This is a genomic window from Neisseria musculi, assembly GCF_014297595.2.
In the GTDB taxonomy this organism is placed as follows: domain Bacteria; phylum Pseudomonadota; class Gammaproteobacteria; order Burkholderiales; family Neisseriaceae; genus Neisseria; species Neisseria musculi.
The window spans coordinates 1,835,382-1,852,894 of sequence record NZ_CP060414.2 but is presented as its reverse complement, the minus strand read 5'-3'; the positions used below and the strand labels follow the sequence as shown (position 1 = coordinate 1,852,894).

Here is a 17,513-nt window from a genome sequence, read left to right as displayed (position 1 = left end):
GGCACGGCTTTGTTGTTGCTAATTGAATACACAAGCGGTGTTGATGCTTTGATACACTATCTTTCTATGTGATATCAGTGCAGCCATTGGGAAGGCTAGGAAATATATTGCTGTGGAGGGGCGTACTTAAAATTAAGGGGCTTAGGAAGCAAAATTAGCCCAAGGGTCGATTTCTCAGTATTTTAAGCAAGACTAATACAGATCATCATGCCTGTGATTGAAGCGAAATTAGGTTTCCTTTAAGTGTAATAAAAAGTCTGTTTCGGTACACCGTTAAATTTAACCAAGCGGTTTTTGGCATAACCCCAAAACAATTCGATGCCGTTAATGTGTTGCGCACCCCGGGCGAACTCGTCTGCACCATGATGTACCCTGAAGTGCTTTTCACAGCCCATATCGACCAAGCCGTGATAGCCGCGCCAGCCGTCAGTATTGATGACAATTTCAACAGCAACCCGCCCTCGAATAACCTGTTGCAGTGTAGCTTTCGAAGTATCCGGCACGATTTCGGTATAGACTTTGTCGTCCCGTTTTAAGATGCCGAAAATAATGGTTTTGCCTCCCTCTCCCCCGCCCGCCCTCGGATGCGTTTGGAGCCGAAGTAGGATTCGTCCAGTTCGACCACACCGGCAGAGGGAGTTTGCCGTTCACATTCAGCAGCCATACGGCAACGCAGTTTGAGAAACAGATATTGGCACTTTGGGTACTGATGCCGGTGAGTCTGGCGGTATCGGAAGCGGTCAAATCAAGTGTGAAAAGGCGCAGGATTTGACGGAATTTTGATTCGGTAATTTTACTGAACTTTTGGTATTTGTTTTTAATAGGTATATCAGAAGCTTAACATCATTTTTGCTGATTTTTCTTTCTAAGCCCCAAATTAGAGTCCTCTGATGCTAACTTGTATTGATGCTTAACCTTTTTATACACAGCGGCCATGCAGTAAATATTGTATGGTTTCGCGTACACTTTTGATGGTACTGCCGAATGGTAGTGGGTCTTTTCCTCGGAAAAATAAACCTTTGTCGACTTCACCGCGCCAAGCGGCGGCCAATTGGATGTCGATACAGAACTGGCCTACTTTTTCCAATCCGTCACGCAGGCCGCATACGGATAAACAATTGATGCCTTGTGTGCAGCGGCGTGGGTCGGCTTTGGCGTTGGCTTGAAGTTTGGCTTCGCGCTTGATGTAGTTGTCGAGAAATTTGGTGCGGACACCGCGTGCCGGCAGGCCGGCTACCGACATAAACTCTACCACCTGCTCCATTTTGGCACCGGTCAGCGTTTGTTTGAAGTTCAAATGGGCATCGCCTTCTTCGGTAACTGCAAATGCAGTGCCGATTTGTACTGCGGAAGCTCCCCAGTTTTTCAGTGCAGTAGTGATTTTCTCAAAATTGGCCATGCCGCCTGCCAGCACTAATGGGATTTTTTCACTTTCTAGACCGAGTTTTTTAAACACCTCAAACGTTTCTTCAATCACTCGCTTGAATTCGAATTTTTCATCATTAACACCCTCTACCGTCATTGCCCCTAAGTGTCCTGCGGCGTGCGCGGGGTGTTCGATGATGATGGCGTCGGGCAGAACGCCTTTTTTCATCCAGCGTTTCAATACGATGTTGATGCCGCGCGCCTCGGAAAGAATGGGTAGTAGGGCAACGTTTTTATGGTAGCCATCAGTCATTTCGGGTAAGTCGAGCGGCAATCCTGCTCCCATTACAATGGCATCGGCACCTGATTCGCATGCTTGTCGGACTAGGTGCTGGTGGTCTTTCACAGCTTTCATTACGTTAACGGCAATCATACCTTTGCCTTGCGCATTTGCTTTGGCTTTTTGAATTTCGCGGTCGAGTGCAATGTGGTTGAGCTTGGCATACTTCTCTTCGGAAGGATTAATTTTGGATTCGGCCAGCAAATCATCGTGTAGGTGGCGCAAATCTACGCTGGCAATGGTGCCTAAGCCGTTTTCCCGGGCTACAGCACTAGATAATTTAGATGCGGATACGCCTATTCCCATGCCGCCCTGCACAATTGGAATCAATGATTTGTCGCGGATAACCAAAGGGGAAAAACAGTGCTTCATATATTTCCTTTATTATTTCAATGGGTTGAGTGAAATTTGGTAATTATTTGTCGTTGGGGCTGCTGTAACGTAGCAATATGTGTATGATTTTTAGGCAGAGCCTTAGAAAGTAATATCACCAAAATATCAAAAATATTAATAAACTTTTAGCTCGGATCTAACCACTTCAGACCGCCAAACCAACAAAAATCAGTGTCGAAAACATCAACAGCTCATGCTTGGAATTGCATCGGTACTTAGCTTGTGAACATTGGTGGCAGATTATGTTGAGGTGGTATCATGGAATTTTTCGGTGCCAAGCGTATCTGCCGGCAAGCGCGGTTTGGTGCGGGCGGTAAAATCATCGCTCCCTTCATTCTAAAATGCAAAGGCAAGTTTATACAGGAACTGTTTCGGATGCTTCCAAACCTACGTTGTAGAAGGCCACCCGAGGTCATGTTGCGGTTGAAAACGTAGTTCATACTGGAGATATCCGGGATGGGTCGGTATGGCTTTGCAAAATATTATTATAGGAGTACACCATGGTAATAATTAAGTTTGCCTGTAGTACACAGTATATCAACGGTACCGAATCTTTTAGGGCTATGCTGAGCATTGCTTGACGCGATTTTTAACGTGTACCGAAGTATAGGTTTTACTTGTATTTGAAAGAATACAGAATTCCGTTTCAAGCATAAGGGCATAAGGTATGATGATTGGTATTAAGTGCTGTTGAAGATACTGAGAGGAATCCTTTAAAATGAATTTTGATTCCTAATCATTTAGGTATTATACTCTATTTTTGGCTAAGGTTAATACAAAGGGCTTTATGGTGTATGCACAAAGGATATTTGAAATTTTAGACGGCCTTTATATTTTTCTCTGGGACTGAGTAGATTAATGGCCAGATAGGCTGCTAAAATGGAGATAATCCATTGCAGGCTACAATGTCCACACAGAAAAAACTGCTTGTGTTTTTTGTGATGGAGGTTATAACTCGCTTGGCTGAGGATATTCTCAGTATCCAAGCCAATCCCGCCATGTTGTTCTACCGAAAAATCAGCCAAGACACCGCACATCATTTGGCTTCATGCCGATGAAGTTTTGAGGGTATAGTTGAATGGGATGAGAACTACTTTAGCGGAAGGTGTAAGGGCAGGTGTGGTCGCGGCGCAACAGGTAAAGTGGACTATCTTCAGTACCCTGAAACGGCAAAGCAAAATGTTTACCCTTGCGGTGAAAAATACCAGGTAGAATACTTCACTTCCTGTCAGGTAGAATACTTCACTTCCTGTTATCAAAAAAACATGCCCAATAACGTTGGTTACACTCACTGGCTGTTGTAAAAGCTATGATATTCTGGATGTGAGTGAGTTCACCCATCAGCGCATCAATCATTCCCAGTTGTTTGCAGACCGTCAAAATCATCAACGGTATTGAAAACTTTTGGAATCAGGCAAGGCGAGTTCTACGAAAATACAGCAGAATCGATCGAAATCTTGAAAGAATGTGAGTTTAGGTTTAACTTCGACACGCCAAGTGGGCAGCTAAAAAAACGTTGCGAATTTTGTGTGGGGTTTGGGATAACCTGCGTCAGCTCTATAAATTTAAGTAAGAGCCTACAAAGAAAACTACTTGAATATTTTATACCGGAAGCCATCGCATGTTGAAGCCGCGCGCGATAAATCGGCTCGATTTTTGAGATAAAGCGTTTTTGATTTTGTTTCACACGGTGCAACATTGTTTCAAATCCTGCCGCACAAAGGCAGGATTTTTTGCACCTGCCGAAACTACGCGCTGGGATTGCTGGGCTCTTTGATAAACCTACGGCATCATGTGTTCATCTTAAACGTACTTAGGGATTAATGATATGGAATACCATCTTATGAACAGAGACAGCTCGTTTTTTCAAGAGTTTAACGCTCCCAAAACATTTCACGAAATTTTAAACGAACACGGCTATGATGCGGTATTTTGGGCTAAAGCACTTGCCATGTACTGGTACGATAGGACAGGCCAGGAAGTAGATTGGTTGGCTACGCCGGCCGGGGCGGATTTGGCCTACCGCCTCTGCTGGGAATTCAGCGACTGTGGCATGCACCGAAATATCTATGAGATGTTTGACCTTGCAGCCGAAGAGGCATTCCCCGATTCAGGACAATAAGAAGGGTAATAAAAGAAAAGGGACGGAATCGTCCCTTTTACCTTTTAGGCTGCCTGAATTACCAGTTGCAGATGACCAGCTCGCCGCTGGTCTTTTGCGTTTTATCCCTGCCGACTGAATAAGCCAACTCCAAACGGGTGATGCTGAAGTCTTTGAAGAGTCCGCGTATGTCGGGGTGGTCATTGATGGAGAGCATCACCTTGCCTTTGCTCTCCGCCATCATTTTGGCCAACAGCTCATACTGCGGCCAATCGAATGCCCGGTCATAGCCTGCAAGCTGCCAATACGGCGGGTCGGCATAGAAGAAGATGTGGGGACGGTCGTAGCGTTTGAAGCATTTTTCCCACGGCTCGTTTTCGATATACACACCGTTGAGCCGCTGCTGCGCGGCTTTCAGACGGCCTGCGATGTCGGCGGCGGTAAAGCCGCGTCCTGTTGTGGCCGTGCCGAAGTGTTGGTCTACCGTTTTGCCGCCGAAGGCGGTGTGTTGCAGGTAGAAGAAACGGGCGGCACGCTGGATGTCGGTCATCACTTCGGGCGGGGTGGATTGCAGGCGGGCAAACACTTCGCGGCTGGTGAGCGTCCATTCAAACTGGCGCACGAACTCGTCGAAATGGTGCTGCACCACGCGGTAGAGGTTGATGAGTTGGCCGTTGAGGTCGTTGAGCACTTCGCACTTGGCCGGCTGCGGCCGCAGGAAGAATAAGGCCGCGCCGCCGGCGAACAGCTCCACATAGCATCGATGTTCGGGAAACAGGGGCAGCAGGTGTTTGGCCAAGCGGCGTTTGCCGCCCATCCACGGCACAATGGGTTGGGGCTTGGGTGTCATTTTCTCTCCTTAATATATAGAGTAAACGGCACTCGCGGCGCTCGGATGGGTTTAATCAGAATGTTTTGATGAGTTTTTCGGCAATCCATTGTGCGACTTGCGGACAGACGGCGTTTCCGGCAGCCCGAGCCTCGCGAGCGTCGGCCGCATCCAGTCCGCGCCGAAGCCCATAATCTTCAGACGCTCGCTGCCGCTCAACCATCTGATGCCTGCTGTTTTCGACAGCGACGATATTTCCGCCCGAGATGTCGATACTTGTCCCGTCGGCGAAACCCGCAAGCAGCGTAGGATGAGCGTCCGCCCAGGCGCTGCCCGCTTCCGTCTTGCCAGATAGGCGCTCCATTGGTCCGGCATCACCCAAGAACTCCACGGGGGGCAGCTCTCGAAAACCTGCGACCACGAATATGCGGCGGCGTTTAGTGGGGACTCCGAAATAACGGCTGTCCAGCACTCGCCAGTATCCCACATACCCGCATTGGGCAAGCGTTTCAAGCACCGTTTGGAAGTCGCGGCCATCGTTTGAAAACAAGAGACCGGGGACATTTTCAAGCACCAGCCAGCGCGGTTGAAGGGGCTGCACGATGCACATTGCATCGAAGAACAGCCCGGTGCGTTCTCCGGCAAGGCCCCGCCGTTTGCCCATTGCCGAAACGTCTTGGCAGGGGAAGCCGCTGACGACAACATCGGCGCGGGAGAGTGCGGGCAGACAGGTGCGCACGTCTTCGTGCCGCTCTGCACGGGGGAAGCGGTCGGCCAACACGGCGCGGCAGACGGGGTCGATTTCGACCTGCCAGGCCGTCTGAAATCCTGCGGCCTCGAAGCCGAGGTCGAAGCCGCCGATGCCGGCGAAGAGGCTGCCGAGAGCGGGTTTAGGGTTGGGGGTTTTCCGGGCATCCATTGCGTCCTTTCTGAAAGGTTGGATGCTCGGCGGCATTCTCGGTTGTTAAAGCGCGGATGGCGTTGGCGGTTTTGCAGCGCGGGCATTTGATTTCAAAGTCGCCCGTGCCGACGGCCAAGAGTCTGTTACAATTTTTGCAACGGTGTTTCATTTTTCGGGTATTCCTTATGCATTAGTGATAAAATACCGCTGCCTCGCGAGGTGGCGGCTTTGGCTAATGCAGACTATCCCTGCTAGGCCGGCGTATCGGTGCGTCCTCACTGATACGTCGCCGTCTTAAATTTTTTCTGAAAGGCCGTCTGAAACCGTTTTCAGACGGCTTTTTATTTCTACCGTTTCACAAGTGCGGCCAGCAGATTCGGGCCGATGCGCCACGGCTCGGCAAACCCCAGTGAGGCGGCTACGGCCTCGCTGCAAAACCAGCCGCGCCGGCCTTGACCAAACGGACGGAATACCACGCCCAAGCTGCCGCGCAAATCGTAGGGACGGCCTTCGTGCCGTTTAAACCATGCGCGCACTTTTGCCTCTGCTTCGGGTGTGTAGTCCATTTCGACCACATCCCAATTCAACGAATTGAACGCAATCTTTTTAAAGCGCACGCCGCCGTCGTACCAGCTGGCCGATGCGCACATGCCGTCTGAAAACACCACTTCGCAATGGCTGTAGCGGCCTTGGTCTGCCCAGCGCGCCAAGCGGCTGAACCAGCCTGCCCACCCGCGCAGCGTGCCTTTGTAAAACGCGATTTTCATAAAGAAATCCCTGCATAAATATGCAGGGATATTAACGTTTGGGCACGACGCAGGCATTTAATGCAGATTAAAAATCAACCGGGCATGGTGTAAGACACCGCTACCGCTTCTACTGCTTTGAGCGTCTTCGCCTTATCCAGCTTATCCGCCAAAGCCTGACGTTGGCCGGCCACGGCGGCGGACAGTGCGGCGTAGGCTTTGGATTTTTTCAGGGCGGCGGCGCGCAGTTTGTCCAAATCCAAGCCGCGGGCGGCGGCGATGCCCGCCAAAACGGGCGTATCGGCTTCGGAGTTTGCCGCCCAAGCCTGCGCTTCGGCGGCTTGCAGCGGCCAAGTGGCGACTTCGAAGGCGGGCACTTTGTCCAATTCGGCAGCGCGGCTGACAAAGGTTTCGGCGGCGGCGTTGATTTCGGCTAGCTTGGCGGCTTTGGCCGAAGCCAAAGCCTGTGTTTTCAGTTCGGCGGCGCGTTCGGGGTTTTCCTGCCATTTTTTGCCGTCCCATTCGTGCGCTTTCAGACGGCCTCGGGGTTAAGGTCAGGCCGTCTGAAAGCGCGCCCGCCTGCTTAATCGGCACCGCCGCGCCGTCTGAAGTACGGTAGGCGGTCTGCCCGCGCAGGTCGGGCAGGTAGTCCCAGCCGCTGCCGTTCCAGCGTGCGGCACGGCCTGCCCGCGTTTCGGGCGGCTCCGCTTCGATACAGCCGCCGGGGATAAGGTAGCTGCCGTCGCGGGCGTAAACGTCAAGCTCGGCTTCGGTTTGGCCGACATACAGGCCGTCTGAATCGAGTTGGCAGACGGGTTTTGTCCATCGGATATTTTGGGTCATGTTTTTTCCTTTCGGTTGGGCGGCTTGGCCGCCGTGTTGCGGTTTCAGACGGCCTGTGTTTCATGCTTCAGGCCGTCTGAAAAAAGCGGCGGCCTAAATCTTGATGCAGGCCAGCAGGGCCACGTTGGTCGGGCGGGTTTCGGCCTGAACATCGTAATAGGCGCGGCTGGTGGCGTAGCGGTCGTTGCTGTGGGCATAAGACGAACCGGCGGCATGGGTGTAGTTTTCCTGATGGCCGTAGTTTACGGCCACGTTGTTGGAGGCGGCATCGGCGGTAACGTTGTGCAGCCCCGCCCATTCGCTGCGGATCAGGGCAAACTCGTTGCCCGTAGTACCATGCCGCCAGCCTGTTGCGTGGCGGTGCTCCGCAAGCCGGTGGGGTTGGTAGGTGCCCAGGCCGCGCCCGCTGTCGATGCCGCGCCCGTCGTCCACACCGCGCGGGAACACGCCCCTCAAATCGGGCAGGGTAAAGGTGGTGCTGCCGTTGCCTGCGCCGTAGGTGGTGCTGATGGCGGCAAACAGAGCGGCGTAAACCGTGCGGGATACCTGCGCGCCGTTGGCTTTGAGCCAGCCTGCGGGCGGGGTGTGGCCGGCGAAATAGGCAACGGTGCCGGCCGGGGCGGCCTGTGCGGCCGTCTGAAGCGCGGCACTGCCCCGGTCATAGGCGGTTTTGGCGGCGGCGGCCGATGCGGGGCGGGCGGTGTCGGCCAGATTGACCGCGCTGCTCAAATGGCTGCCGAGCAGGATGGTGTCGTTGCTGTAGGCCAGCGTGCCGTCGTCTTTCAGTTGCAGGTATTTGTTCGACTGCGGGTTGTGCAGGTAAACATCGCTGCCGCCCATGCCCAGCGCGGCCGGTTGGTCTTTGCCCGCGCCGCTAAAGCGCAGGCCTTGCGCAAAATCGGCGCGGGCGGCAAAGGTTTTTGTGCCGCCGACGGTTTGGTTGCCCGAAAGCATCACGCCGTTGTTTTGCGTGAGGTATTCGACCCAGTCAAGCTCCCAGCTTTCGTTGTTCCAGTTGATTCTGGAACGGAATTTGCGGTTGGAAACAGGTAGTGGCAATCGATGAACGAGTAGCCGCCCATGATGTAGAAGTTGAGCTGTACCGGGGATTTGGCGGGCAGCGGTAGGCCGCTGATGTTGTGGTTGCCGCTGGTATTGTGCAGCACCAGCTGCATATGGCCGTGGCCGATATAATCGCCGCCGAGTTCGGCGGTAATGGAGGCGCGGTTTCCTAAGTCCAGCGTAACGTCGGTTGCACCGCCTTTGACGACAGGCCGTCTGAAGCGGTTGCCTTCAAACCTGCTGTTTACCCAGTCCTGATAAGCCACGTTTTTATTGCCGCCCTGAGGGGCGGGGAAATGGATATAACGGGCTTGGCCGCCTTGCTCGTATTTGATGTTGAAGCGCAGGCTGGCTTCGTTTTCGATGTTTGAAGCGGGGTCGGTTTCCAAAATCCAATGTGCGCAGCTTTGCACGGGCATACGGTATTTCCCCCAATGTTCGGCGCGGCCTGCGGTGAGGATGTCGGTGAAGGTTTTTGCACCGTTAACGGTTTCGCTGCCTGTTTTTGATACTTTTTCGTCTTGCAGCTTTTTGCCCATTGCGGCGGTTAAGGCGGCATCGGCGGCAGACGAATCCAGTGCATTCACCAGCTTGGCCACGCCCGCCAGCGTGGGGGTGGACGGCACGGCCAGCGCGATGGTGCGGTCGGCACCCAAATCGCCGCCGCCGGTCAAGCCCGCGCCGGCCGACAGCCGCCGCGCTTTGTCGGCCTTAAGCGCAAGGGCGGCATCGGCGGCGGTTTTGTTGCTGCCTATGCTCTGCACGGCTTTGGCCAGCTCGTTTTTCAGCCACAGCGTGCGGTTGGCCAGCTCGCGGGCGGGGCGGTTGTCGATGCCGTTGGGGCCGCCCATCACCGGGTCGGAGGTTTCCAGCTGGTAAATGCCCGCTTCCCAACGGGCGGTTTCGGTTAAATTTGCCATTATGCGGTTCCTCGGTTGAATCTGCCGTCGCGCACGGCGCGGCCGTTGTGCCTCAATGCGCTGGCCCGGCAGTCCAATGCGGCCAATACGCAGCGGGCGGGCGCGAATGCCCTTAAGGTATGGCGCAAGAGCAGGTATGGCGCAAGAGCGCGGCCTGGTCGTTGGTAATCACGTTGTTCATGATGATGCGGTAGTGCGCCCAGCGGTCGCTGTGGCCGTGGCTGTATGTGCCGTTGCGCATGATTTCGCCGTCGTGCCGTTTGCCGCCCATGCCTTCGATAATCTGCACTTCGCCGAAGCCCAGGCGGCGCACGATTTCGCGGATGGCCCAGGGCGTGCCTTTGTGGCGGTGCAGTTGGTACGCGCCTTTAATCAGGCGGCGGCGCATCTGGTCGGATTCGGCCAGCCAGTAGCCGTCTGCCCAGAGAATGCTGCGGCTCTCGGCCAAGAGTTCCAAATGCTCGGGCGCAATCAAATGGACGAGGCGCGGCATCAGTTTGGCGGCATCTGCCGCGCTCAGGCGCAGGCCCAAATCGGCCAGCATTCTGTAGCGTTGGCCGCGCTCGATGACGGCGGCGTAGCTGAGTTTGGCCATGCTCAGCCCTCCGTCTGCTGCGATGCAGCGCGGATGCGCACCGATGTGCAGCGCGCCCATTGATCGGGCTTAACCACAGTCAGCGGCAGCCTGTGCAGCACCACGTTGTACACGCCCGCCACTTTCAAGGCCGTCTGAATATCCAGCGGCACAATGTCGCGGCCGAGCTGTTCGCGCCGCCCCGCTTCATAGGCCGCCCATGCCGCTTCGGCGGCGGCCACGGCTTCGGCGGGATTGGTGCCGGTGAACAAAACCAGCTCGGCATCGAGCGCGTAATCCACCGCTGCGGGCGCGGCCACGGTAACGGTGTCGCACAAGGGCCGCACGCGCTCGTGCGACAGGGAGTGAGCCACTTCGCGCATCAGCTCTTCCGAGGGCAGGCCGTTTTTGATCAGCACGGTAACCTGCACCTGCCCGCCTATCGGTTCGCCCGAGGCGGTTTTTTTGTTGTCCACATACACATCGCAGATGGCGGGGTTCACCCTGCGGGCGAAATATTCGTATGCGCCCACGGGGCCGGCCACACTGAAACTTTCGGGGGCAAGCAGGATGCGTTTGCGGTAGGCTTCGTCCGACTCCACGTCCGCGCCGCCTGCGGGCACGGTAAGGTTGGCTGCCTTCACTTCAAGGCCGTCTGAAAACGCGGTCAGAAGGTTGCTGATTTGGCCGGCCGACCAGCCGTTGCCGATTGCGCCGCTCTGCGTGCAGACGGCCTGTAAATCAGCTTGGCGGACGGCAGCCGACAAAGTGGCCGCCTCAACGGTGGCAAACACCGCCTCGCCCGCCGCCACTTGCGTGCCGATGGGGATGTGAACTGTCTGAGTGCCGCTCAAAGCGGCGGTAAAACGGATGGTGCAGCGTGCCGCCGAGGCTTCGAGGCGCGGCGTGTTCACATCGTCGCCGCACAAATCCAGCATCAGCCCCGTGGCAAAGCGCGGGTGCTGCTGGCGGTAGGCTTCGTTAAACGCCTTTCTGGCCAAATGCTCGCGGTAGGCGTAGGTGTTGATAATCAGCCGCTCGATATGCGCGGGCTGCAGGGTCTTGCCGCTGCGCGCCTCGTAGTCGGCGATGGTTTCGGCCAGCACTTGGGCCAAACCGTCTTCCACCGCTTTCACGTCTTCGCGTTTCAGTGTGCTCAAATCCATGATGCCCGCTCCCATTGCAACGACGTTTCAAAAATCTCGCCCGACACGTCGTCGGCCACCCGACAAAACACCGTCATCGTGATATGTGGCGCATGGCCGCTAAATTCGGTTTTTTCGACCACCGCGCGTTTTCCCCATGTATTGACGGCCGGCATCACTTCGCGCACGGCGTTGGGGATAAACACGTCTTCGGGGGCATCGAGATAGTCAAACAGATTGCTGCCGAACTCGGGGCGGGTTACGTCCGAACCTTTGCGGGTACTCAAAATATTGCGGATGCACAAATCGATGTCGTCCGCGCCCTGCGAGAGGCCGCTGCCGCCCGGGGCGGGCTGCCAGTGTTTGGAAACGGGCGCGGTGTAGTGCATACAAAAAATCCCTGCATCGTTGATGGATATAGGGATTCTGATTGAAAGCCGTTCAAAACGCATTTAAACCATTTTAAAAAAACCGTTAACTGAATTTCTTTTCTAATTCTCGTAATGCGAACTGCAAACAATCTTCAACTGAATGTTTGGATGTTACAGTAAGCTCCGGCACAGTATGCAAATCCAGTACATATTGTGCTTCATCTGCGAATATGTCTTCGACAAAAGAAGGCTTAACCCGATAGGTTTCCAGCCTAAACAAGCGTGCGCGAAACTCATCATTAGTGTTTTTGAGAATTTCAATTTTGAAATTCAATTCATCATCTTGTAGAGGAATCGGATTTAAAACAACAGTTTTCACTACTTCTGAATATTGCAGCATTCTTGATTCTCCAATTTAAGCAGGTTTACATTGGCAGTGTCTGGCATAGGTTCCAGCCGGTGCTTTTTGGGTTGCATCTTTTTTTGCAGCTGTACAAGCAGCATCTGCTGTTTTACCCGTTCCTGTCCCAGTAACCCGTGCAGGTGGATTAGGGGCTTTTTTCGGGTCAATAACCTGAATATTGCACTGAGCTGTGTAAGTAAAAGTTTTAGCAAAAACCGGGGAGGCCAATAACAATCCTAACATAACCCAAGAGGCTCCTTTTACTACTTTCATGTCAACCATTCCTTTTTGTTACATTGGATAAATTAGACAGTAATAGCCTGTAAAAATTCCTTATTTTCCAAATCAATTGGGCGAACCTGTCGTTCCGCCCGAATCACCCGGGTGTGTATGGTTTGCCAGACTAATGCCGTTAGCAACCACATCACCAGTTACCACCACATTACCGGTAATTACTGCCGCCGAACCACCTTTGCCGTTGCCCGCGCTCATACCACTTAGGTAAGTCAACAGGCCGTGTACCGTGGCATTGCCTTTAATCTCAGTATTCGGCGCATCAATGGTAACGGTACCTTTGGTTCTCACCAACACATCACCCGTTTTTCGGTCATGCTCAATCACCGTGCCATTTTTAAAGCGCCGTATCCATTTGTCTTTATCCGCCGCAGGCGGTTTGTCGGCGGCGTTGTAGGTCGCCCCCAGCACCACGCCGTTTTCGCCGCGGGCATCGAGCAGGCACACCACCTGTTCGCCCTCGTCGGGCAGGCTGTAAAAGCGGTTGCCGCCCGCAGCGGGGGTGAGCATCGGCAGCCAGTCGGTTTCGAGGTTTTCCAAAGCGGGCAGGCGCACGCGCAGGGTGTGGCCGGCTTCGTCCACGGCGGCCACGATGCCGAACTGCAGCGTGGCGGTAAAGTCATGGTCGGGCAGCATCATCGGCCTCTTTCTCTTCGGGGATATATTCCAGCATTTTGATTTCCAGTTCGGTGGTGTAACCGCCCGTGCGTTCATAACTGTGGCGCGCCTGCCTGACCAGATAACGGCCGCTGAATTTGCCGTGGTTTTGCAGCACCACCACCTGCCCGGCCACCAGCTTGGCATGGCCGAACACGGTTACGCTGCCCGCGCACTGCTCTTCCTGCGCCGCCGCCAATGCGGCATCGGCGCGGGCGTTCACCTGCGCCTGGCTCTCGCCCTTGTTGGCAATGATTTTGAGCGTGTCGCCCGAGGTGGTGTGTTTGGCTTTTTTGCGGCGCGGTTCGGCTTGGCGGGTGGTGGTGCGGTTGGTTTTGGTTTTGGTTTTGGGGTCGTAACCCGACACCGCCGCCTTGTCCGGCACGCCTTTAATCAAATCGCGCAGCCGCACGCGGATCATGTCGGCAGGCAAAAGCTCGGCCACGGGTTCGCGTTCGGCCAGTTTGGCGTTGCTCATAAACACCAAAGTGTCGCCGACGATTTTGAAGGTGTGGCCGTATTGCTTGGCCAAGCGCGCCAAAAATTCGATGTCGCGCTCCTGATACTGGGTAACGCGCTCGATGTCGATGTGTTCCACTTCGCCCGTTACCTTCAGTTTCAGACGGCCTGCCACCATACGCACGATTTTGTCCAGTGTGGTTTTTTCGTAGGCTTTGGCCTGCAAGGTGCGGTTTGCTTTGGTAATGCCCGTAGCCAAGGCTTTCAGCGACACCACGCTGGGCGGATGAGCGTATTCGATTTCGGCAATCTCAAAGCTGCCCAAATCCACCAAGCCCGTGAATTGGTCACCCAGCGACAGGTTCAGCGCGTCGCCCTGTTCGGGATACCAGCCGCGCAGCCAGCGGCCGTCGGTGTCTTCAAACGTAACTTCCAGCTCGTCCGACTGACCGCCGAGATAATCGGTATAGGTCAGCGACAGCAGATAAGGCTCCACATCGCCGGTGATGTCTTTCTGCCCGTATTTGAGCGTAAAGTCGGGCTTGGTTACCGGATGCGTATTACCGCCGCCCGCCAAGCCGTTCAACTTTAAAAAAGCACTCAGCGCATCCACGGCGGCATATCCTCTTGATTGTTTTTGGGTTGGGTCTCCAACACCGGCACAAACACAGTGAGGCCGTCTGAAAACGCCTCTGCCAGCGGCAGATGCGGGTTGGCGGCCATCAGCCCGTCGGTCAGTAACGCATTGCCGTAATGCTTGTGGGCAATCAAATCCCAACGGTCGCCCGCGCGGGTGGTATAGCGGATAACTGCGCTCATAAATCCCTTCGGCAGGCAAGATAAGCCGTCAAGGTTTCTGCGGCGGCCGCGCCGTTTGCCGCCGCATCGGCAGCCGATTCCGTCCCCGATACGGCCGCGTCCAGCCAGCCGCCTATCGTGCCGCTTGCCACGCCCTGCCGCAGGCTGCCCGCCGTGTCGCCGAGCAGGCTGCCTGCCTGGCCCAGTTGTGCCGCCATTTGGCCCGCTGCCGACAAATCACCCGACACGGCGGTGATTTCGGGCAGCCCGTTCAGTTTGGCCAACACGCCGCTGCCCGCGCCCAAGGCATCGCCCGCAAGGTTCAGCAGCGCGGCGGGGTCGTGTTTCAGTTCTTTGGCCGCGGTCAGCAGTTCGGCAATGCCGCCTTCCGCCGCGCGGTAAATCTTCACGCCCGTTTCCACCGCCTGCATGATGTCCGATGCCTGCGCCTGTACCGATTCGGGCAGAAGCGACAGCAGCGGGCTTTTGCCCGCCTGCATCACCGCAGGCGCGGGCAGCGGGTTGTTGGGGTCGCCGGCAAACTCGGTCAGCTCCACATCCACTTCGCGCGCGGCTGTGCGGCCTTGCGCATCCTGTATCAGCGTGCGCGCGACCAGCCGCTCGATCACCCACCAGCCGGCAAAGCGGCCGCTGCCGTACACCAATGCCTGTGCCTGCTGGCTTTCTTGGGCGGCCAGCAGGCCGTGATAGGCCGTGTCGGGATTGCCCAGCCGCCAATGCAGCTTCAGCGTAAAGCGCATGGCGGCCAGGCCGTTGCCCGTTGCCTGCAGGCGCGGTTTGCCCTGCAAAACATCGTGCCGGGCAAACCATGCCGCGTGTTCGGTTTCCAGCGAGGTGAAGCTGTTGAGCAGCTCGAAGCGCACCCCGCCCAACATGGCATACATTTGACGCCCTCCTAAATCGTGTCCCGTTCAAACGGCATCAGTAAGCCCTCCGTTCCCGGTCGGCCATCATGCGTTTGAACATTGTTTCAAATTCGCGCAAACCCATCTGCAAGGCCGTCTGAATTTGGGCGGGGTTGCCGCCCGGCGCGTGGATGGTCGGGTTGAAATTCACCGTGATGCCGCCTGCGGCTTGCGGCTGCGCCGCGCGGGCGGCGGCAAATTCCGCACTGCCGCCCGAAATCCGCGCCGCCAAATCCGCGCGCAGACTGCCCGCGCAGCGGGTAAATCCGTCTTTCAGACGGCCTGCCGCATTGCCGACAGCTGCCAGCGGGCGCGCCGCACCGCGGTTGATGCCTATGGCCAAACCCTCGGTCATAAAGCCGCCGTAGCCCGCAAACACCCGGCTGGGCGAGTGGATGGCCATGCCCTTGCGGTCTGAGGTAAACGCCGACTTAACCGCCGACACCACCCCTTGCACCGCCTCCACCGCACGGCCGATGCCCGCCTTGATGCCGTTGACTAAGCCGTCAATCATCATGCTGCCGTAGCGCATGAAAGCTGCGCCCAAGCCCGACAGCCAAGCCCAAACCGCTTGGAAGGCGGTGATAAAGGCGGTAACGGGGGAGAAGGTCAGAATCAGGTTTAAGAGCGCGGCAATGCCTGCTTGGGCAAAGGCTTTGATGCCCTCCCAAACCGTGCCGAACCGGGCGGTCATGCCGCTCCAGGCCGTCTGAAAGGCGGCGGAAACCGATGCCCACAAACCGCTGAAGAAGCTGCCCAAACCCTGCCACAGGGCTTTCGCCCCGCCGACCACGCTGTCCCAATTGCGGTAGAGCAGGTAAGCGGCTGCGGCCAACAGACCAAGGGCAAGGAAAATCGGATTAGCCATTAAGAAGGCACCCAATTTCAAAAATGCCGAACCGAGCATGGGCAGGAAACGGATAACCTGCATAATGCCGCGCCCAAAAAACGACATGGCTTTGAGAACCGCCCCCAATACGGAAATGATAGGAGAAACGGCCCTGGCCGCAACCACCCAACCCATTGAGAACCCGCCAATCACGGCAGTAAATGCAGAAAAACCGATAATCAACCCGGCAATCACGCCACCGAACAACAACAAGCCATCGACGACTTCCGGATTCTTGGTAGCAAAATCGGTCAAATTGTGGGTAAGATTTCCTATAAATGCGGAAACCTTGTTAATCACGGGTAGCAGTCGGTCTCCGACTACCGTTTTCAGCTCTGCAAAGCCGTTTTTCATCAGCGTTAGGCCGTTTTCAGTAGTGGCCGAACGTGCAGCAAATTCTTTCTCCATGCTGCCCGTAAATTCAGGCATACCGTCTTTGCCGGCTTTTTGCAGCGCTTTGATGGATTTCTCATAGGTTTCCACACTGCCGGCCAACACCGCCACATCGTCGGCGTATTCCAAGCCGAACAAATCCACCAGCGCGCCCATTTGGCTTTCTTTCGGCAGTTTTTCAATCTGCTTCAAAAAGTCCACCAAAGCCTGCTCGCCGTTTTCGGCAATCGCTTTTTTCAGGGCTTTGGCATCCGTGCCCATGCCTTCCAGCGCCGCTTGGAACTTCTTACCCTGCTTGTCGGCCGTCATCAGCTTGGTCAGCATTCCGTTGATGGCCGTACCCGCCACTTCGGGCGTTTTGCCCAAACTGATAAAGGCATTGGATAAAGAGGCCGTCTGAAGCTCGGTTAGCCCGAACTGCTTGGCCACGCCGCCGACGCGCCCCAGTGCATTGACAATATTGCTGGCTTTGGCGGGGCTGGAGTTGGACAAATGGTTGACGGCATCACCCAGTTTGCCGATTTGCTCAATCGGGATTTGGTAAACATTGGCCAGCTTGGCCATCGAATCACCCGCCTGTTCGGCAGGCATATCGAAAGCCACGCCCATTTTGGCGATGGTTGCGGTAAATGACTTCAAATCTTTTTCCGCTACCCCCAGCTGGCCGCCCGATGCGGCGATTTTTGCCAGCTCTTCCTTTGCCATCGGAATGGTGCGCGTCATCTGCAAAATGTCTTTTTGGAGGTTTTTCAGCCCCTCCGGCGATTCAAAATCAACGACTTTTTTCACATCCGCCATCGCGGATTCAAATTTAACGGCTTCTTCAGCCAACCCCATGACCACTCCGGTCGCCGCTTTGATTCCCGTTACCGCACCGGTTACGCCGATAAGGGTTGTCGACCCCAGACTTTTCAGCTTTTGGCCTGTACTCAGCGCATCGCTGCGGACAGTAACTATGGCCGCATTCAGGCGGCGCAATCCGGCAAGCGCACTGCCTACGCTGGCACCGACGGTAATCGCTATTGCCAAATTAGATGACATAGGTTAAAGTCCTTGCAAACCAAATATTTCTGCTGAGTCAATCATGTCCGCATCCAAACTGTT

Annotated in this window: 21 protein-coding genes and 2 pseudogenes; 3 read left to right on the top strand and 20 right to left on the bottom strand. The window is 55.4% G+C overall.

Annotation, left to right across the window (positions count from 1 at the left end; genetic code table 11):
* Positions 1-154: 154 nt before the first annotated feature.
* The 3 genes and pseudogenes from H7A79_RS09760 to H7A79_RS15235 all read right to left on the bottom strand — a co-directional run bounded on the left by H7A79_RS09760 (position 155) and on the right by H7A79_RS15235 (position 3,138).
* Positions 155-828, bottom strand: a pseudogene (locus H7A79_RS09760) (IS1595 family transposase).
* Positions 829-919: 91 nt separating this feature from the next.
* The gene (locus H7A79_RS09755; RefSeq protein WP_187000115.1) at positions 920-2,077 is read right to left on the bottom strand and encodes an NAD(P)H-dependent flavin oxidoreductase; all 1,158 of its coding nucleotides are present in this window, start codon (positions 2,075-2,077) and stop codon (positions 920-922) included.
* Between the two features lie 806 nt (positions 2,078-2,883).
* Complete coding sequence (locus H7A79_RS15235; protein ID WP_377057454.1) at positions 2,884-3,138, bottom strand: hypothetical protein; 255 nt, start codon at positions 3,136-3,138, stop codon at positions 2,884-2,886.
* On the opposite strand from H7A79_RS15235, the pseudogene H7A79_RS09750 reads away from it, so the two are divergent.
* Together H7A79_RS09750 and H7A79_RS09745 are read left to right on the top strand one after the other, a co-directional pair.
* A pseudogene (locus H7A79_RS09750) lies at positions 3,040-3,726 on the top strand (transposase). The gene H7A79_RS15235 and the pseudogene H7A79_RS09750 sit on opposite strands and share 99 nt — an antisense overlap.
* 200 nt (positions 3,727-3,926) lie before the next feature.
* On the top strand, positions 3,927-4,220 hold the full coding sequence (locus H7A79_RS09745; RefSeq protein WP_187000114.1) for a hypothetical protein: 294 nt from the start codon (positions 3,927-3,929) through the stop codon (positions 4,218-4,220).
* Positions 4,221-4,278: 58 nt separating this feature from the next.
* Here H7A79_RS09745 and H7A79_RS09740 read toward each other — a convergent pair whose 3' ends face one another.
* From H7A79_RS09740 to H7A79_RS09720, 5 genes are all read right to left on the bottom strand, one after another.
* Complete coding sequence (locus H7A79_RS09740; RefSeq protein WP_187000113.1) at positions 4,279-5,049, bottom strand: DNA adenine methylase; 771 nt, start codon at positions 5,047-5,049, stop codon at positions 4,279-4,281.
* A 55-nt stretch (positions 5,050-5,104) separates the two neighbouring features.
* The gene (locus tag H7A79_RS09735) at positions 5,105-5,947 is read right to left on the bottom strand and encodes a DNA cytosine methyltransferase (protein WP_187000112.1); all 843 of its coding nucleotides are present in this window, start codon (positions 5,945-5,947) and stop codon (positions 5,105-5,107) included.
* Positions 5,919-6,098 carry a Com family DNA-binding transcriptional regulator gene (locus H7A79_RS09730; RefSeq protein ID WP_187000111.1) on the bottom strand — a complete coding sequence of 60 codons (180 nt, stop codon included), beginning with the start codon at positions 6,096-6,098 and terminating at the stop codon, positions 5,919-5,921. Before H7A79_RS09730 ends, H7A79_RS09735 begins: the two co-directional genes overlap by 29 nt.
* Before the next feature lie 178 nt (positions 6,099-6,276).
* Entirely contained in the window at positions 6,277-6,696 is a 420-nt protein-coding gene (locus H7A79_RS09725; RefSeq protein WP_187000110.1) for a hypothetical protein, read from the bottom strand.
* A gap of 74 nt (positions 6,697-6,770) precedes the next feature.
* Positions 6,771-7,136, bottom strand: coding sequence for an HI_1402-related protein (locus H7A79_RS09720; protein WP_246407866.1), 366 nt, complete (start codon positions 7,134-7,136; stop codon positions 6,771-6,773).
* Between the two features lie 5 nt (positions 7,137-7,141).
* Here H7A79_RS09720 and H7A79_RS09715 point away from each other — a divergent pair, with 5 nt between their 5' ends.
* A complete protein-coding gene (locus tag H7A79_RS09715) occupies positions 7,142-7,294 on the top strand; it encodes a hypothetical protein (RefSeq protein WP_246407864.1) in 153 nt (50 codons plus the stop codon).
* A 317-nt stretch (positions 7,295-7,611) separates the two neighbouring features.
* Here the strand turns inward: H7A79_RS09715 and H7A79_RS09710 are convergent, their stop codons facing one another.
* The 12 genes from H7A79_RS09710 to H7A79_RS09655 form a co-directional block, all read right to left on the bottom strand.
* Entirely contained in the window at positions 7,612-8,472 is an 861-nt protein-coding gene (locus tag H7A79_RS09710) for a phage tail protein (RefSeq protein ID WP_187000109.1), read from the bottom strand.
* Entirely contained in the window at positions 8,472-9,500 is a 1,029-nt protein-coding gene (locus H7A79_RS09705) for a hypothetical protein (protein ID WP_187001755.1), read from the bottom strand. The genes H7A79_RS09710 and H7A79_RS09705 overlap by 1 nt, the downstream gene beginning before the upstream one ends.
* Positions 9,501-9,612: 112 nt before the next feature.
* Complete coding sequence (locus H7A79_RS09700; RefSeq protein WP_246407862.1) at positions 9,613-10,155, bottom strand: phage tail protein; 543 nt, start codon at positions 10,153-10,155, stop codon at positions 9,613-9,615.
* Positions 10,098-11,240 (bottom strand): baseplate assembly protein, encoded by a 1,143-nt coding sequence (locus tag H7A79_RS09695; RefSeq protein ID WP_187000108.1) that lies wholly within the window; start codon positions 11,238-11,240, stop codon positions 10,098-10,100. Before H7A79_RS09695 ends, H7A79_RS09700 begins: the two co-directional genes overlap by 58 nt.
* Positions 11,231-11,608, bottom strand: a complete 378-nt coding sequence (locus tag H7A79_RS09690) for a GPW/gp25 family protein (RefSeq protein ID WP_187000107.1) — start codon at positions 11,606-11,608, stop codon at positions 11,231-11,233. Before H7A79_RS09690 ends, H7A79_RS09695 begins: the two co-directional genes overlap by 10 nt.
* An 85-nt stretch (positions 11,609-11,693) precedes the next feature.
* Positions 11,694-11,990 (bottom strand): hypothetical protein, encoded by a 297-nt coding sequence (locus tag H7A79_RS09685; protein ID WP_187000106.1) that lies wholly within the window; start codon positions 11,988-11,990, stop codon positions 11,694-11,696.
* 15 nt (positions 11,991-12,005) lie between these two features.
* Positions 12,006-12,266, bottom strand: a complete 261-nt coding sequence (locus H7A79_RS09680; protein WP_187000105.1) for a hypothetical protein — start codon at positions 12,264-12,266, stop codon at positions 12,006-12,008.
* Positions 12,267-12,338: 72 nt separating this feature from the next.
* Positions 12,339-12,926 (bottom strand): phage baseplate assembly protein V, encoded by a 588-nt coding sequence (locus H7A79_RS09675; RefSeq protein ID WP_187000104.1) that lies wholly within the window; start codon positions 12,924-12,926, stop codon positions 12,339-12,341.
* On the bottom strand, positions 12,907-14,016 hold the full coding sequence (locus H7A79_RS09670; RefSeq protein WP_187000103.1) for a phage late control D family protein: 1,110 nt from the start codon (positions 14,014-14,016) through the stop codon (positions 12,907-12,909). Before H7A79_RS09670 ends, H7A79_RS09675 begins: the two co-directional genes overlap by 20 nt.
* The gene (locus tag H7A79_RS09665; protein ID WP_187000102.1) at positions 14,004-14,222 is read right to left on the bottom strand and encodes a tail protein X; all 219 of its coding nucleotides are present in this window, start codon (positions 14,220-14,222) and stop codon (positions 14,004-14,006) included. Before H7A79_RS09665 ends, H7A79_RS09670 begins: the two co-directional genes overlap by 13 nt.
* The gene (locus H7A79_RS09660) at positions 14,219-15,106 is read right to left on the bottom strand and encodes a phage tail protein (protein WP_187000101.1); all 888 of its coding nucleotides are present in this window, start codon (positions 15,104-15,106) and stop codon (positions 14,219-14,221) included. The genes H7A79_RS09665 and H7A79_RS09660 overlap by 4 nt, the downstream gene beginning before the upstream one ends.
* A gap of 37 nt (positions 15,107-15,143) precedes the next feature.
* Positions 15,144-17,450 (bottom strand): phage tail tape measure protein, encoded by a 2,307-nt coding sequence (locus tag H7A79_RS09655; RefSeq protein WP_187000100.1) that lies wholly within the window; start codon positions 17,448-17,450, stop codon positions 15,144-15,146.
* Positions 17,451-17,513: the final 63 nt, after the last annotated feature.